The 16,836-nt window shown below is 50.1% G+C and carries 9 protein-coding genes; 3 read left to right on the forward strand and 6 right to left on the reverse strand.

Annotated features, from left to right (window positions below; translation table 11 throughout):
- The first annotated feature begins 199 nt into the window (after positions 1–199).
- Positions 200–526: a hypothetical protein gene (locus AS151_RS21670; RefSeq protein ID WP_139240732.1), complete on the forward strand. Its 327-nt coding sequence runs from the start codon at positions 200–202 to the stop codon at positions 524–526.
- Between the two features lie 132 nt (positions 527–658).
- Here AS151_RS21670 and AS151_RS17230 read toward each other — a convergent pair whose 3' ends face one another.
- The 4 genes from AS151_RS17230 to AS151_RS17245 form a co-directional block, all read right to left on the reverse strand.
- On the reverse strand, positions 659–1,420 hold the full coding sequence (locus AS151_RS17230) for a DUF928 domain-containing protein (protein WP_170861435.1): 762 nt from the start codon (positions 1,418–1,420) through the stop codon (positions 659–661).
- Positions 1,421–1,733: 313 nt separating this feature from the next.
- Entirely contained in the window at positions 1,734–4,127 is a 2,394-nt protein-coding gene (locus AS151_RS17235) for a CHASE2 domain-containing protein (protein WP_071518304.1), read from the reverse strand.
- 14 nt (positions 4,128–4,141) lie between these two features.
- Positions 4,142–5,317, reverse strand: coding sequence for a DUF1822 family protein (locus AS151_RS17240; RefSeq protein ID WP_071518305.1), 1,176 nt, complete (start codon positions 5,315–5,317; stop codon positions 4,142–4,144).
- Between the two features lie 9 nt (positions 5,318–5,326).
- The gene (locus tag AS151_RS17245) at positions 5,327–6,511 is read right to left on the reverse strand and encodes a sigma-70 family RNA polymerase sigma factor (RefSeq protein ID WP_170861436.1); all 1,185 of its coding nucleotides are present in this window, start codon (positions 6,509–6,511) and stop codon (positions 5,327–5,329) included.
- Positions 6,512–6,798: 287 nt separating this feature from the next.
- On the opposite strand from AS151_RS17245, the gene AS151_RS17250 reads away from it, so the two are divergent.
- Together AS151_RS17250 and AS151_RS17255 are read left to right on the forward strand one after the other, a co-directional pair.
- Positions 6,799–10,665, forward strand: a complete 3,867-nt coding sequence (locus tag AS151_RS17250) for a hypothetical protein (RefSeq protein WP_071518306.1) — start codon at positions 6,799–6,801, stop codon at positions 10,663–10,665.
- Between the two features lie 247 nt (positions 10,666–10,912).
- A complete protein-coding gene (locus AS151_RS17255; protein WP_170861437.1) occupies positions 10,913–14,005 on the forward strand; it encodes a filamentous hemagglutinin N-terminal domain-containing protein in 3,093 nt (1,030 codons plus the stop codon).
- Positions 14,006–14,011: 6 nt separating this feature from the next.
- Here the strand turns inward: AS151_RS17255 and AS151_RS17260 are convergent, their stop codons facing one another.
- Together AS151_RS17260 and AS151_RS17265 are read right to left on the reverse strand one after the other, a co-directional pair.
- Complete coding sequence (locus AS151_RS17260) at positions 14,012–16,540, reverse strand: CHAT domain-containing protein (RefSeq protein WP_170861438.1); 2,529 nt, start codon at positions 16,538–16,540, stop codon at positions 14,012–14,014.
- A gap of 108 nt (positions 16,541–16,648) precedes the next feature.
- Positions 16,649–16,816 carry a zinc ribbon domain-containing protein gene (locus tag AS151_RS17265; RefSeq protein ID WP_343327439.1) on the reverse strand — a complete coding sequence of 56 codons (168 nt, stop codon included), beginning with the start codon at positions 16,814–16,816 and terminating at the stop codon, positions 16,649–16,651.
- Between the last annotated feature and the right edge of the window lie 20 nt (positions 16,817–16,836).

Raw genomic sequence — 16,836 nt, forward strand, 5'->3', positions numbered from 1 at the left:
CCCCCCAGATCCCGTTTCTAGCTCCAACCCGGTAGCCTGAAGAGATTCGTACAGCTTCCATCGGGTAGCATTGACGGCTGCCGCGCAGATGCCAAAAATTCCCCACCGGCAATCTTCTTCGGTCTCTTCGGTCTTTTTCCCGCGATCGGCTACAATCCTGGCAGCAATGAGGCGATGGTACCTATCAATTGTCCCATGTTTGCGCGAAAGTACAGAATTGGTAGAATTCGTTGTTCGCTACAGCGATCGCGCTTCAATCTATCCCCAAAACCTTTTATCATATCATAAAACAAACAATATATCAAACCTCCCCCCAGGCGACTGCCCAAAATTTGTGGCAAGAGGTCTGGTTCAACAAAATGCGATCGCGCTTCCAGCAAACGAAACTATGGGAATTTCAGCCATTTTTTATGCCAAATTTCGGGAAATTGACATACTGCGCCCTGATTATGAAATTTTTCCAATTGTACCAAATCGACCTCAAAGTACGCAAGTCCGTTTCACAATTGACAAAATTCTCAATTAACCCCTTGACAAAAAAATAGCCAAATTCCCGCTTCTTATAAAAATTTGCAAATAACTTTTAAAAACCTATTACCCAAACTAAACAAAAACCACCAACGAAGGATCGTGCCTCCTAAGCATTTTTGCTGCCAAATTAGTAAGAACCACAACAAGAAGTAAATGGCTTATCGATCGAGGTATCCAATCCAACTTGTTGTAGTAAGTCTGCCCACGCTGTGGAGACGCGATCGCTATACGGTTGAGATTGATACTGTTGTGCCAGGATATGGAGGGCATCGTACCAAATACCGTGGGCAGCGTACAGTTTTGCTCGTTCTAGTGCCTCGGCAGTTGCGAGCTTAGCTTGCAGTTCGGAATTAGGGAGAGAGCGTTGTAAAATACCATTAACAAAGACCGACTGGGTGGGTTGCGTCGGATTACAATAGATAACCAAAGTCCAAGTATAGAGTTGGTTGGGTTGCAGGGATTGCCCCTGGGGGTCAACTTCAAATCGAATCAGTCCGGCAGGGGTATTCGGAACCGTTACATGGGTTTGGTAAACATAATTATCGGTAGCATCTTGCAATATAAATTCGATTGGCGTCTCTGCAGTTAAAGGATGGGGTAAGTAAAACCAAAAAGAGGGATGTTGACGAGTGGTTTTGCCCCACACAACACCATCGGTGGTAGGTACGAGTGCTGTGAGGTCTTCGTAATCCTGGCAAGGACCTCGGCTGGCACCTCCTTGAGAGCGACCGCTGGGTGTTCCTTGTTTGGGGGGTGGTGGCGCATTGAAGAGAATTTGGCTGCCACGAAGGGCATCTGTCGGTGCGTTAGAAGTTGGTAGAGATGGAAATGGTTCTGCACGGGCAGAATTGACCAAGTTCAACCAGATTCCTGCTAAAATAACAAGCATTTTCAATGGGAGTTGCACGGATTTGAGCCCAAATCCAACATGGGGGAACCACAATTTTTCTGTAGGGGCAACGCCTGCGCTGGGAGTCTCTTTTGTAGGGGTAGGCACGGGGGCACTACTCCTATGTTTTTGTGGGTTTATGTAAATCGGATTTGGTACAATCCGATTTTTAGACATTCCGGCAAGAAATATTCGTATTCTTGTTATTGGAGAGCTTTTTAATTTGGCTTTTTTAGGGAAATGACTATTTTTCAAAATTGCTATTATCCGGTTCATGTTCTTTTCCAGAATAAAAATTTGCCAGATAAAAAATTTACTTGGTATGTTTGGAAAAATCTAAAGAAGCAATACCTGCTGCTACAACCATTGCTATCCCGGTTGGAACCAAGGGAATCCAGCCGCCAACCAACAACAAAACAAAACAAATACCGGTTAAAACACCGATAGATAAAAGCATTGTCAAAGTGCGAAGCAAAAAATGCCTGAGTTTGGCGATGCCATACCCCAACAAACTCCATCCCAGCAACCACATAGCTTCTATTGCCAGAGGCCAAACCCATAAAATGGGTCGTTTGTTTAAGGCAGCTGCTATCAGTTGGCTGGTCATATGAGCTTGTACAAATACACCAGCTACTCGTTGGGCGCGACTAGAACCGAAGGGTGTTATCCAGTAATCCCCGGTACTAACAGCGGTCACCCCCAACAAAACAATGCGATCGCGAATGGCATCTGGTGCCACTTGACCGGCTAACAGTTGGCTTAAGGTAATTTGAGGGGCAATGCGGTCTGGGGAGAGGAGAGCTCGGTAGTTCACCATCAATTGGTTTCCCGCCGCATCAATGTCCTGGTAGCCTCCCCAATAAGATTGTATCCGTTTTAGTACGGTCCTGCCCAACTGAAGATTGCCTTCTGGGGTAAACTGGGGGGTAATGCCTTCTGCTTGTAAGTAGCGAAAGGCCAGCCGCGAACTAAAAGAATAAGGTGTCGTGCAGGGAGAGGCGGGTTCTGGGGTCATGGAAACAATTTGCCGCCGCAAAACCCCGTCGGTGTCTTCAAGAAAGTCGCTAAATCCAACCCGATGTTCGGGCACTTCCGGAGGAGGTGCAATGCCAACCGGATCGAAAATTTGATCCCGACTTTTGCAGACCACAATTAGGCGATCGTCGTGTCGCAAGGCTTGCGCGATCGCTAGGTTTTGTGCGTTGGTAGCCCGGTCGCGATAGATATCCAATCCAATAACCCGGGGTTGGTGTCGTTCTAACTTTTCTAAAACTTGTTCCAAAGCTCGGTCGGATAAAGACCCGTTGCGTAAAGGTTCCGGTTGGGCTTGAATGTCTGCTTCTTCTAAGGTAACAATTAAAAAGCGATGGTCCGTTGGTTCTGCAGGACGGAGAATTTGCAAGCGGTCGAACGCCCATAACTCCATCGATTGGAAAGCACCGACAGCACGTATCCCCAAAGTCGTGCTAGCCACCGCCAAAGCAGCCACAAAAGCACGCAGGAGAGGGTAGCCAGGAATCAACTTGCCACTGCCGAAAAATGCGATCGCCCTCTCCCCAGATAGAGAATTCGGTACGGCGAGCGATTCGTACCACCAACTCTCCCAATTGGTGGAAGCTTCGGCGGGATTTTGATAAATAACGGGCAACCACGTGGCACAGGGAAAACGGTCCTCCCATCCCTGCAATTTCTCCCTAGCTTCCCGTACTGCTTGATAGAGCGACTGACCGCCGACCAATGCTTGCAAGAACTGCTGTAAAAACATTTGAGCCACGCAGTCGGGAACGGGTTCTCGCATGACGATGACTTGAGGCACGTGTAAGTCTGCCAAATCCCAAGCCAGTCCCAACCCATCGCAGGAATTGAAAATAGCTAGTTTCAAACCATGGGCGATCGCTCTTTTGAGACCGTAGCGTAAGTCTTCTAGTGTAAGGCTTTCTGTGGGATTGAGCTGCAAGCATCCCTGGGCAAAGTGAGTACTGGCTCGGCTGCTACTGTGACCGGCAAAAAAGAGCAAATCCCATTGTGCTTCCCATAAATGCCGGTTAAGGGTGTCTCGGTTGGGTTCTACGAGAACGGTAGCCGTGGTATGGGGAAGATTTTCCAATAAAGCGCGATCGCGACTCAAATCAATTCCTTGGGCGTTTCCCAATACCACCAAAATGCGAATGGTTTCCCGTGGGCGAGCCATTTTCACCGCTTGTCCGTAGGTGGGCAAACTTAGAGCTGGCTCGGCGTGGGGATAATCTTCAAAAAACTGCCACAAATGCCACGGCAACCGCAGCACTTCCTGATTCTGAGCTGTAAAAATCAAGCGAATTTCATCGGTGGGACTTAAATGGGTGCGCAATCCCCGGTCGATGTTGTGAAAGGTTTCTGCCTGCAACCAACGATTGATATGGGTACGTACTTGTTGGCAAATGCGCTCGAACTCTGCTGGGGAAATGTGAGTAATATCTCCCTCATCGATGTCAAAGCTGTGCCGGATGGTTGCTTCTATATGCCGCCGCCAGTTGGTGTGGGCGTACAGGGCTTCGTAGTGACGCCGCCATGCTTGCAAGGACTCTCCCAGAGCGGGTAGGGGGGGAAGGGCACCCGTCCACTGCCTGGGGGCGGCGCGATCGCTATGCCAAAGTTGGGCGATCGCATTGGCAAAACCGCTTTCCCAGTCTCCATTGCCCAGATTGAGGATCGCCAAGTGATTCATGGGAGCCAACTCGATTAGGTGACAAATTTTTCGGATCGTTTTATCTCCGCGATCGCGATTTCAACCGTAAATGCAATCCCGCGGGGGCAGCGAAAACGCTTGAACTGAATGGACTTATCTTGCTGGCGAGCTTGTACGGTTTGCACCTCATCCCCTTCTGCAGAACGTAGAGTCAGGCGGAGCGATGCTGGCAAGCAAGCATCCACAGACTTAGGCAGCAGCCGCATGCGAATCCCCAATTGCCCATCGGTTTCCGGTTCCAGAAGCACAAACAACCACAAAGGCGGGTAGGGGTCTGCGAAGTCAATGGCTTTCACCCGACGGCAGAGGTGTTCGGCAGATTCCCGACGCCAACCCATCGCCCATTCCGGGGTTCTCCCCAACAACACTTCCAGGGATTGCCAGCCAGCCTCGAAAACGTTCTCCAGCCATCGATCGAGGTGCGTCACCTCCGGCGTTCTATCACCTGGTAGTTGGCGGTGGTGACAAATTTCTTCGAGCACTGGCGATCGCTGCAACAAAGCCCCCCACTCTGCAAAAGAAAGTTGCTGCCGGGGCAGCACAATTTCTGCTTGAGACAGTTGCCGTATCAGAACATCGGTGCGTTCCGCGGATAAGCTGGGCAGGGGGGGAATGGCGCGGCGGGTCCTTTCACTACCAAGTTGCAGCATGACCCACAGGCAGTTGGTATCTGGGATAAGGTAAGAAGAACTCAGGCAGTAAGTGCGATCGCAGGGGTCGTATTTGCCATCTGTTTTGATTTGAGCGTGGGTTGCGTATCCCCAAACTTCCAACCACCCTTGTTCGGGATTAACTTCCACCGCCAAATAGTAATCTCCCACCAAACGAGGGACATCGACCCATTCCCGCGGTACTCGAAATTCGCTGCGATCCATAGTTTCGTCGGGCAAGCAAACCAGTGTCACCGGCTGCCGCTCTTCCCCTTGTAGCTGCCAAGTACAGCCATTCAGCAGCTCCCACTGCCGGGGGTGGGGAGGATGGGAATGCACGGCTATTGGCGTACCGGCTAGACAATCTTCCAGCCACGGTGTGAGCAGTTCCTGGCAAACCAAGTTCCAGTACACTTGCAGGCGTAGCCCCGCCACAGCATGGGTTTGACTGCGCTCTTGCGCCTGCTGGTGGAGGTCTGCTGGAATTTCTAGCCGTTGAAGTGCAAGATCTAAAAGCATCGGGACCACCTATTCCTTGAGGAGACTACCCTCCATAGCGTGTTCTTGTAGATGGTTCTGCAGCCACTCCTCCAAAGCCATACCAATTTCTTTGAGTACGGAGGAAGTAAGTTTTTTCTGCTGCGATTCTTGACTCCAGGAGGCAATCTCCCAAAGTAAAGATTGTTTGATACGGCTCAATCGCCGCGAGACGGTATACTGCTTGAGCTGTAATTGCTCGGCTATTTGTTGTTGGGTGCAGTTTTGACCGTAGTAAAGCAGCAACAATTGTCGGTTTTGTCCGTCGATGGCTGCCACGGCTTGGCACAAGCGATCGCTGATTTCAGCTTTTTGTTGCCGCCGCTGTTGCAGTTCTTCCTGACGCATCAGAGATACCCAGGGAATATCTTCCCCGGCTGCCGGAAAATCGTCCTGCCATTCGCCGCCCCCTTCAAACTTCGGTAAGTTGAGGGAAGTAACCGTCGGTTGCAGGTACCGACGCAAAGCTCCCGCCAGGTCTTGCAACCACCGCTCTACGGTTGCCCCAGAAACTGCCGACCCTTGGCAATCGTTGTAAAAGGAAGCGATCGCCTGCCAGGTTTCTCCATCCGGGCGGGAGAGCTGGCGGTTATTGAAAGTTCGATCGGTCCAACAGGTTTTGTAAGCCATCCAGACCAACCGATAGTTGGCAATCTGTTCGCTTCCCAACCCCAATGCCTGTAAGGCTTCCACGATCTGCTTTTGGCTTGCCTTGCGCAACAAACCCCAGTCGCTACGGGTTTCTACCTCTCGCTGCTGCCGTAAAACATCGCGAATGGTATGGCGAAAGCACAATCCGGCATAGGTACTGAGGCTGGCACCTTGATTGGGATTGTAGCGGGCAAGTAATGTGGGAACCGTCGCGATCGCAATTTGAAAGCAGTCCGATACGCCAAATTGAACGCCGTTTAGCTGGCGGGCAGTGTGCTGCGCCACCCAATAACACGACTCCTGTAAGTAAGCGGTTAAATGACCCAAAGCCAATTGTTCCCGCGAACTCGGGCTGCTCTGCTGCCAAATGCGATACCAATACAGCACCCAAAAATCCTGTGCGGCGCGATTGGCCGCACTCAGATCGGCAACAGATGCTTGTCGCTGTAGGTTCCGTAGCAGTACGGGCTCGGTGAACCACTGCTGGAAGCAGTCGTTTTCAAACCTCGCGAAGCTCGAAAACATCTCAGTAAGAGTACGACGAGGTGGCACCATACATCTGCAAATTGAACTTACATCGGATCGTACAGCAAATTTCCCATATTGAGAGCAAAATTTTGGAAATTTTTGGGGCGAGTGGGATCCCCCCCAACAGACGGCGGGTTGGCCATTTTGATTTTGCCAGTTTCCACGAGTGCATAAACGTTGGCACGCTCCCGCATAAGTCAATAACGCCGGCAAATCCTTAGGCGCATCTCAATCCAGCAAGGAACTCTTTTTCTTTTCTTATCTTTATTTGGGAGAATACCACCATGGACAATAACATACCCTATATCGCTCCAACCTTAGACCTGGGTACCGCAACGAAATTTAACCTGGGGATTTTTACCCTGGAAATCGGTGCTGGCTATTCCTGGGAGTTTGGTGACCTCATCGATGGCGATTGGAAAACCACCGATTTGCTGAATTTGGTTCCTGATTATACCCTAAGTTTGGCTTTAGGGGTTACCACTGAATTGCCAACAGCCGCTGACTCTGGCTTTTCCTATTCCGTTGGCGGACTGACGGAATTACCAACTACTCAAGATATTTCCTTGGGAACACAGGCCCAGGAGAAATATATTTCCAGTGCAGGTTGGGATATGGAAGTAGGTGGTTCTTTTACCATCCCACCGAGCAAAATTCCCCCCATCGATCTGGATTTTGCTGGCAGTAAGGGCATGAGCTTTTTCGCCGACCCAGACAGGGCACCTGCCTTGACAAAAGGCGGATCGGTCCATTTGGAAGTAGCTGCCGAAGAGTTTAATATGCCTTTAGATTTGTACAGTCAGGCAGCTGGTTCGGTGAGTTTTTCTCTGTTTGATTTGGGAGAAGACCTCATGAATGCCATTATCGACCTCGGTGCCAAAATTGGTGCCGAGGGAATATCGGCTCTGAGGGAGTTGAGTGCAGAGACCATTGATGCGATCGCGAACCATCCTACCATTGCCAGTTTTGTGAGCGAACTAACCGGTGGCGTGGGAGATTTAATCGGCGAATCTGTCGATGCAGCCAAGGAAATAAAAGACTTAGATGAGAAAACAGCCGCTACTCTCAAGGATTTTTCTAAGGAAGTTCTGTATGAAGTACGGGAACTAGGCGATGGCGTTATTGATGCAATTCTCGACAATTCCAATTCAGTTCTGCAAGAAATTCGGGAGTTAGATAATACCCTTCCCGCAGCTTTCGATACGGTTTCTGGCGAAGTTTTACATGAAATTCATTCTATAGGGTTTCAAACTTCCCTGAAGTTTTTCTACTCACAAGGGCTGTTGCAAGAAATTCGCGATCTGGATGAGCAAACGCTACAGCAGATGAGCAAGGTCCCCAAATACCTAATTTTAGAACTGAACGACAAAGATGGCAAAACTGACAACGGAAACCACGACGGTACCAATCCTCCATATACGCCGCCCAGTACACCCGTGACAATGCCTTTTACTACATTCTTCAATCCGGGCGATATTGATATTTCCCTTGGAGACATTTTCGACCCCATCAAGCCCATTATCGATCCCATTGTCAATCCCATCAAGCCCATTATCGATCCCATTATCGACCCCATTATCGATCCCATTATCGATCCCATTGACGATTTTAAAAAGATTCTTGAGAAGGCTTTGACAAAGCTTGACGATGCGATTGAGGCAATTCCAGAAATTACCGATAAAATTCCCGATCTCCTGAAAAAATACGGAGAGTCCATTATCGACACGCTCAACGAATTAGGTGAAGAGAGCATCGAGGCCATTACCAACCTTCCCGCATTTACCCGAGACGCCATCCTTACCTTTTCCCAGACACAAATCGATACAATTCGTAACTTATCCGACGAAGCATTTACCGTCTTCGCTGACTTTGCCGAATCGGATCTTATGTCGGGCATTTCCACCCTGGCGCAATACTCACAGGAGGTTGTTGATTCTCTACGCAACTTAACATCCGGACAAATCGAAAAAATTAGCAACCTCTCCGCCGATGCGATTGACGCCATTAGCACTCTGTCTGGGGATGAAATAGCCGCTCTGAAAAATCTTTCGACAGAAGCAGTTGACGGACTCAGCGACTTATCGAAATCTAACTTAGAGCAGCTACGTAATCTCTCGGACACCGTGTTCGCACAGATGCAAAATTTCGGCGAACAAGTTATTGGCGAACTGCAAATGGCTGGCGATTTCCTCATAAATAAGTTTGCCGAATACGGTCAAGACCTAAGTGGGATTGCTACCCAGATTCAAAATGTGGGCGAAGATATCCTCGATCGCATTTTGGAATATGCCGATGTGGGCAAATCCTTACTCGACATGGTAGAACAAGGTTTGGACAGCGGCTTCGAGCAATTTACGGAACTATCTAATGTCGTCGGTAGCTTTTTAGAAAAGTTACCAGAACAATTGCTGGAAACAACGGGTCAATTTGCCAATCAGTTTTTGGATCTGCTGCCAGAAATTCCCAATGAGCTACTAGAAAACTTCGACATCGACAGCATGATGTCGGAAATGCCTCTTGACTTTACCAAGCTCGATCTCCCAGATCTCCCCTTCAATTTGCTTGATTTAATACCAGACGACTTTGGCAGCAAACTTTTGGAAGTATTTCCGAAGGATATCATCCTAGATTTTGCCGAAAAACTACCAGGAGATTTCTTTGAAAAACTGATTGGTAATACCAATGAAGTCATTACCGATATACCAGAAAGTCTCCAAAAAGCATTACCCCTAGAAAACGAAACGTCTCCCGCATTATTAAACAAGGAGCAACTCAGCCAACTCCCGGCAGCAACTCAGGATATTCCACAAGAATTGGTTGAAGATTTTACTAAATTAGCAACTACTGCTGGTGAAAATCAGCCCATTGACAATGGTGGCAATACGGGAGGCAACCCGGGAGATCCTCTTGATGGCAATACGGGAGGCAATCCGGGAAGTCCAACCAAGATTTGCCTGCCATGTTGGCCCGGAAATACAATGCCCAATGACTTATTGGGACCTGGTGATATCAACTATACATTCCCCAATCTAGATACGCTGCCCCAGAACGATAATAACAATCCCCCGCTCTCTAACTTAGATGACCTCTATCAAGATGATGGCTTCTTATTAGGAGCAAACAAAATGCCATCTCCTCCTACAAGTATGGAGAGCAGCGTTTCCCAGGATGCATCGAACTCCGTACCGCCATCAGTTAGTAACGACATTCCCCAAGAATTCTCACCACTGACTTTTGAGTTGCCCCACCAAAACCCAATCGCTGATATAGCTGAGACAGAAACCCAAACCGAAAATATGGGTGGCGATCTTCGGTCCGAGGACTCCCCAAGCAACACATGGGAAAATACCAGCGATGTACATACCGACGCCAAAACCGAGCAAGTGGCGCAACAGAAACTTATTTCTCAGAAAGAGAACTCGAAAGGAACGCCAGAAGATGATAATGTGACCGGTGTTGATGGAGATGATGCGATCGCAACTTGGTCGGGAACCGACAACGTTCGCGGCAATGGCGGCAACGACATTATCAACGGCAATCAAGGGAACGATAATATCAGCGGCGGCGATGGCAACGATATCCTATTTGGCGGTCAAGACCACGATAACCTGCAAGGGGGCAACGGCAGCGATACCCTCGATGGCGGTCTTGGCAACGATTTTGTCGGTGGCGGCAACGGCGACGACCTGCTCCTAGCCGGTCAAGGGAGCGACCATGCCAGCGGCGACGATGGTAGCGATACCCTCTTTGGCGGTCAAGGAGAAGATATCCTCAATGGCAATAATGGCGATGACACCATCTTTGGCGGCCAGCAGGCAGATATCATCACCGGTGGCAACGGCAACGACTTCCTCAGTGGCGATTTGGGAGAAGATACGCTCACAGGTGGTGGCGGAAGCGATCGCTTTTTACTGCGACCTGTATCCGGTCCTGACACCATCACCGATTTTGAAGATGGCGTAGATGCTCTGGTTTTGCCTGCCAGCGACTTTCCCTTACAACCGAACGGGATTTCATTTGCCGAGGTGAGCATCATGCAAACTGCAAATGGCACGGTCATTTCCGCCAATGGAAATGCGATCGCTGTTCTAACCGGTGTAGAGGCCACCAACATCACCGCAGAAGATTTCCAAGAAGTTTCTAGCTTCTAAGAAAAAAACAGGGGCGTTTTTCCAAGCGTCCCTGTCCTGCTATTTCTAAAAAGCAATAATTCTCTGGATTTTCCAATCCCCCCGATAAACCCGCTCCATAAAAACATTCTATAAAAAATACCTCAATTATTTCTGGCAAATTTTTCTAAAAAAATCAAGATATGCGAACATTTCTCACCGTATACCCCCCCCAATTGCTGATGGGAAAAACCAGGGCTATACTAAAAATAACTTCAGGAGAGTCGCCTTGCACGCCAACCACCAACAGCAATCCAACCAACCAACAGATTTTTCCCCTACCATTCATTTGTTTTTAGCAGGGATAGCCTTGGTTGCCATTTCCTTGGGAACCCCTCCCACAGCTCAGGGGCAAATCATCCCCGATGCCACCCTGGGAAACGAAGCCTCCACACCCAATGCTACCACCCTAGACAGTAACCCCGCCCAACTCATTGAGGGGGGTGCCCAGCGCGGGAGCAACCTGTTTCACAGTTTTTCCGAATTTAACGTAGCGCCAGAGCAACAAGTGTATTTTGCCACGCCCAACGGCATCCAGCGCATCTTCAGTCGGGTCACGGGAACCAATCCCTCGGAAATTGCCGGAACATTGGGCGTGTTGGGAGCGGCCGACTTGTTTTTACTCAACCCCAACGGCATTGTATTTGGTCCCAACGCTCGTTTGGATGTGAATGGTGCTTTCATCGCCACCAGCGCCGACAGCATTCTGTTTGAAAACAATCGCAGCTTCAGCGCCAGCAATCCCCAAGCACCACCGTTACTAACCGTAAACATGCCTTTAGGCTTGCAAATGGGTACTGGACCAGGTAGGCTCCTCAATCAGTCTGTAGAAGGACTGGAAGTTCCCCCACAGCAAACTTTAGCGTTCATAGGAGGGGAACTGCTGTTCGACCAGGGGATTCTCCTAGCACCAGGGGGGCACATCGAAATGGCAGCTTTGGGAGATAATGCAACCGTTGCCTTTGAACCAACAAATGGGGAATATGCCCTAGAAAGCATTTCCCAGCGCCCTTTGCTTCCTGTCACCCTCATCGGTCAAGCGATCGCGGATGTCAGTGGCGAGGGCAAGAATTACTTGCAAGTTCAAGGTAGTCGCCTTCACCTCATCCAAGGCGCCGCCTTGCTTGCCGTGAATTACGGACAGATCGATGAAACTCGTGCGATCGTAACGGCCCCAGAAGGCATTTTACTCTCCGGGACGCTCCCCAACGGTATACCTGGCGGCATTTTTCTCCGGGTTTTTGGAACTGGTAACGCTGCCGATTTGCTCGTCAACACCAGTACCCTTACCATAGAATCGGGCGCTGCCATTTCGGCAAGCACCTTCGCTGAGGGGAACGCTGGCAACATCACCATCAACGCCACCGAAGCCCTGAACGTAACCGGACTAGGCAATGTGAGAAATCCCACGGGCATTTTTGCCAACTCCCGGGGAAACGGAAACGCAGGCAACCTCGCCATTCAAACTGGGCAGTTGCGATTGCTGCAGGGAGGCTCTATGAAGGTGAATAGCGAAGGTGCAGGTGCCGCTGGCAACATAACTGTCCATGCTAGCGAATTTGTGGAGATAGACGGTGCTTCCCCTGGCTTGGAATCAATTCCCGAACAAGCAGAATTTCCGAGTGATTTAGGTGCGTCAAATCTCATCAGTAATTTGGATTCGGGTCGGATCGAAGTCAACACAAGGCGGCTGTCAATAACGAATGGGGGACAAATCCTAGCGCTAACTCTTGGTCCAGGGAAAGCCGGTGACATCTTCCTAGGTGTGACTGATTTGATTGAAGTGAGAGGAAGTTCCGATCGGGGGAACTTCAATAGCGCGATCGCCAATCAAACCCAAGGCGAGGGGGATGCTGGCAACATTCATATATCCACAGCACGATTGCTACTGCAAAACAACGGAAACATTAATAGCGATACTACAAGTTCTGGTAATGGCGGTACCATTGCGATCGAGGCCAGGGATATTGACATTGCCCGCGGTCACGGTAGCGAATCGTCTCCAACGGGAATTTTATCGGGCGTTTTGCCCGCAGCCACTGGAGAGGGAGGGGCGATTGTTATTCGAGGCGATCGCTTGGTGGTTAGCAATGGCGGGGAAATTTCTGCTGCCACCCTTGGAAGTGGTAACAGTGGCACTTTGGATTTGCGTATCCAAGATACCATTCTGGTTACTGGCAGGCACTCTTCGGCCGAATCTCCTTCCCAAATAGAAACCGGTGTCGAGAATACTGGCACTGGGAATAGCCGCAACATCTTTATAGAGACGGGAAACCTAACAGTACGAGATGGCGGAGAACTCTCAGCAACGACCTCTGGTGCTGGGAATGCTGGCAACATTACCATAAACGCGCGGGAGAAAATTCAGGCGATTGGAAATGATTCTAATGAGCGTTCTCTCCTGGCCGTTGCTTCTTTGGAAAATGCCACTGGCCGTGCCGGCAGCTTGAATTTACATACACCTCAGCTTGTCGTCCAAGACGGAGGTACTATAGCGGTGAGCAGCTTTAACAGTACGGCAGGAAATTTAAACATTACCGCTGAGGAGCTGTTGCTAGATAGCGGGCGTTTGTCGGCATCGGTAGCGAGCGGTATCGCTGGCGGCATTACCAATATCAATGAGGTTACGCTGCTGGTTTTGCGCAATGGCAGTATCATTTCAGCGCAAGGGGGCGAGGTGGCTAATGGAGGCAACATTAACATGAACGCGGAAAATGGGTTTGTTGTAGCTGTCGAGCGTGAAAATAGCGATATTACGGCCAGTGCCGAGCGGGGCAACGGTGGCAACATCAATATTACGGCTCAAGGCGTCTTTGGATTGACAGTCAATCCTCTTGCCGATCGCTTGGCGGTTAGCGAGATTAACGCCAGTTCCGAAGCTGGTGTTGATGGCACGGTAGCCATTAACGAACCCAACGTAACCCTAGAAGCGGTCACTGCCTTGCCCACTGCTTTTCGCCAACCATCCATTACCCAAAGTTGCGATGCCAGCGCCAGCGATAGCCGATTTACCCATGTTGGTCGTGGTGGCGTACCAGCCAACCCTACCGATCCTCTGACCTCCTATTCCCTTTGGCATGACTTTCTAGAGATTGACAGTTTGGCGCTTTATACTACCAACTCACCAGCTTCCCCCTCCCATCGCGATCGCTTCCATGGCAACACAAACCCAAATGGAACCCATGGTGTTTCCCAACCACCACAGCTCGAAGCCAATGGTTGGTTGGTGGAGGCAGATGGTACGGTTCAATTGGTTGCCCGCCAACCAGCTTCCCCACCAGAATCCGCCAACCTAGCCTGTCCATCCCATCCCACCAAATGATATCCTTTATAACCAATTGCCTAGCAAAACATAGGGTGCCCAATAGCGGGGATGGCGGTAATCGGGACTTTGCAGCAATGCTTGTTGGGTCTGTTGCAAAGCAGCAGCTTTGGAAATATCTGGCTGCATCAGAACTTGGTAAAACTGCTCCATAAATACAGCTCCCGAGCGATCGTCGAGACTCCACAGGGAAGCCAAGGTACTGCGCGCTCCTGCCTGTACGGCAATGCCAGCCAACCCCAGTGCAGCCCGATCGTCGCCAGCCGCAGTTTCGCAGGCACTGAGGACCAACAGCTCGATGGGGCGTGCTGTTAGGTCGTCGCGCGATCGCAACAGCCTTCGCAATTCGTTAATGAAAATGGGTCGGTCCCAAGCTAGCACAAATGTTTCCTCTAGATTAGAACTGAACTGTCCGTGGGTGGCTAGATGTACCACAGGAAAAGGCACCTTTTCCACTTCCGTTTGTAGCGTTTGCGTGGTGAAGCGGCGATCGAGGAGGATCTCGCTGGAGACCTTGCTTTGAATGGCTTCCATTTCTTGGCTGACATATGCCAGAGAACTAAAACCGTGGCGAGCTTCTGTTAGCCCTGCTGCTAGTACCTGCAACGAACGAACCGGTAGCGGTTGGGGGTCGAGTAGTTGTAAACCCGGCGTGAGGGCTACTTGATATTTTTCAACCAAATAGCGATCGCCGTCAAATAAGGCTGACATGGGAATATTACGCAAGGTACCGTCAAGCACAAACACCAGTATTTGCACGTTATGCTGGGACAAGTCGGCTTCCAACGGTTTTACCAACCATTCATATAATTCCGTTCCCAGTTGTTTGCCCCGGGGTGAGGTGAGCGGTTTGGCCAGCTCTCGCAACCACTGGTGTGTTTGTGTTTCGATCTGCTGTCGGGTTACAGGTACTGTATACTGCCGTAAGGGCTGGTTGGGCAAGCTGACAATTAGCTCCAGACGATTTTCCAGGATGATAGGGTGGATAGCGGCTGCCGTCCGATCCACACGATCGATGGTTGTTTGTTGGTCTTCCAAGCAGGCCGTGCGGAAAAAATTATTTAATTCTGCCAAACGCAAGGACTCGACCACCTGTCGTGCCAGCTTTAACCTGGCTTGGCGATCGCTTGCCGTTGTTGCCAGCAACAAATCTAAAAACTCTCGGTACAGGGGTTCGACGCTGTTTCTAAAGGAAAATTGTAAATCCGGACTGGTAACAATCAAATCCCGACGCAAGGATTGCAAAGTGTTGTAAGCAACTTCGTAGGCTGAAATGGCGGCTTCGATTTTTCCCTGTGCCCGCAAAACCCGCCCTAACTGCCACTGCCATCGATAGAGCAAATCCCCCGCTTGCAGAAGTTGCGATCGCTGCAAAGCCTGCTCGTTTAACAATTGGGCATCTGACCATTGTTGCCGCCGTTCGTAGAACCACGCCAAATATCCAATGGCGTAAGCTTCCGCTCGCTTGTCTTGAATTCTTCGGGCTTGGCGAACGGCCTCTGCAAATACTTCCAAAGTTATCCCATCGTAGGCAGGATTGGCACTCAGTAAGTCGGCATAGTTGATGCGGGCATAAACAGCAGCTCGGCGATCGCTCAACTGAGGAAGCCAGTCTTTGACTTCCCACAACAAGGCTGGATCTGTGTTTTCTTGGGTAAGCTGCTGCAGGTGGAGTTGGTTTAACCTTGCCTGCACCCGAGGAAGTAAATGGGTTGCTGCTTGTTCCGCCCTTTTGTAAAAGTCAAGCGCCACGGCCAGTTCTTGCTTCATCTGCGCCGTATTGCCCAAACTGAGGAAAATGGGACTGATAAATTCTAACTTTGCTTGCCGTTCAGCTACAGCGAGTGCTTCTTGTAAAACCTGTTGCGATCGCTCTAGTTCGCCAATTGCCCGCCATACATTTCCCAAACTTTGCCAAACCAAGATTTTGGTTTCCTCCACAGGCAGCTGCTGTAGCGATCGCTCTACTGCGGTCAAGGTCTGTCTGGCTCTCATATACAGCCCCAAAGACTGTTCTGCCTGAGCTAGATTGATGCTACTACCAAGCTGGCGAATTTCCTCCCCCGATCGAGCAAAAGCCTGGGCTGCCTGCCGCCAGCTATCGGCTGCGGCCTCTACTTGACCTAAAGCAAATTGCAAAGTGCCTTGGGTATGGAAAGCTTGTCCTAAAATTCGTTGTTGGGCTGCAGTTTTAGCGGGATAGTCTCGAAGGAGTTGCAGGCTGGTGGCGATCGCTGCATTTGCCCTGTCGGTTTGCCCCGACTGATGGTAAGCTAGGGCCAGGTAGCTGGCCACCAAAGCCCTATGTTGCGTATCTGAGTGTTGCTGTAGCAAGTTCTCGGCTTGTTGCCATACTTGCACCGCTTGAGTGTATTTTTGGGCTTGGTACAAAACCTGTCCCTGTTGCATCAGAGAAGCAGCACTTTGGTGGCGAGGATTGGTTTCTCGGGCAACCGAACCTACAGCCAGCGCCATCGCGAGCAAAATGCCAATGAACATATTTCCCCCCCAACGCCAAATTTTTGCGATCGCCATCCTCACCTCCTTTGACATTCTCACGAATAGAATTCGTGAGATTCTCGCTTTATTGGGTGTGCCTGTGAAGAGATTCGCTATGCTAACCCATCCCCGGCAACATTCCCCTCAACGAGCATTTTTCCGCCCTGTGGTGGACGTACTTGCGACACCTCGATTCCAAACCACTTGTGCTGCTGCCACGTCTCGATGGGTTCGAGCGCCGCAGTGGAAGCAGAAATGAGTTCTTTGAGAAAGCGGCTTTTTCCCCGTATGGACACCACAATGGGGACAAATTTGACTGGTCTGTTTGGCCT

Source organism: Geitlerinema sp. PCC 9228 (assembly GCF_001870905.1).
GTDB lineage: Bacteria > Cyanobacteriota > Cyanobacteriia > Cyanobacteriales > PCC-9228 > PCC-9228.

Bases quoted from the DNA above. Each gene is read 5' to 3' on its own strand.
- AS151_RS17230 (WP_170861435.1), bottom strand. From the start codon at position 1,420: ATGCTTGTTATTTTAGCAGGAATCTGGTTGAACTTGGTCAATTCTGCC.
- AS151_RS17235 (WP_071518304.1), bottom strand. From the start codon at position 4,127: ATGAATCACTTGGCGATCCTCAATCTGGGCAATGGAGACTGGGAAAGC.
- AS151_RS17240 (WP_071518305.1), bottom strand. From the start codon at position 5,317: ATGCTTTTAGATCTTGCACTTCAACGGCTAGAAATTCCAGCAGACCTC.
- AS151_RS17245 (WP_170861436.1), bottom strand. From the start codon at position 6,511: ATGTTTTCGAGCTTCGCGAGGTTTGAAAACGACTGCTTCCAGCAGTGG.
- AS151_RS17250 (WP_071518306.1), top strand. From the start codon at position 6,799: ATGGACAATAACATACCCTATATCGCTCCAACCTTAGACCTGGGTACC.
- AS151_RS17260 (WP_170861438.1), bottom strand. From the start codon at position 16,540: ATGGCGATCGCAAAAATTTGGCGTTGGGGGGGAAATATGTTCATTGGC.